Origin of the sequence: Micromonospora sp. LOL_023, from assembly GCF_048060115.1 — a bacterium.
GTDB lineage: Bacteria > Actinomycetota > Actinomycetes > Mycobacteriales > Micromonosporaceae > Micromonospora_E.
Window position 1 is genome coordinate 1 of sequence record NZ_JBHMIM010000200.1, and the last position, 452, is coordinate 452.

Below are 452 nucleotides of genomic sequence, written 5' to 3' on the forward strand. Positions count from 1 at the left end.
TTGCGGGCCCGGTATGTCGACCCGGACGGTTCCGACACCCTGATCGGGAGGTTCGAGTGGAAGGACGTGACCAGCCCGACCGCGAACCTGACCAACGGGCCGTCCCGGCCGGCCAACAACTTCGGTGAGATCACGCTGAACCTCGGGGCGGGGGCCGAGGGCAAGACCTTTGTCTGGCGGGTCTACACCACCGACGCCCATGACGGGTCGGACTGGTCCGGCGCGTGCCACTTCACCGTCAACGCCAGCGCGCCGCCGGCACCAGGCATCACATCGTCGGACTACCCGTCCGGGCCTACCGCGCACGGCGGTCCGGGTCAGTCCGGCTCCTTCACCTTCACCGCCGGTGGTGCACCGGACGTGACGACCTACGTCTACGGCTGGAGCAACCCACCCGGTAACCAGGTGACGGTGGCACCTGGGGCCTCACGGACGGTCACGCTCACCCCGCC

1 pseudogene is annotated in these 452 nt (G+C 69.2%); it reads left to right on the forward strand.

The features are described from left to right. A pseudogene (locus ACFHVL_RS31460) lies at window positions 1–452 on the forward strand (LamG domain-containing protein); the annotation flags it as partial.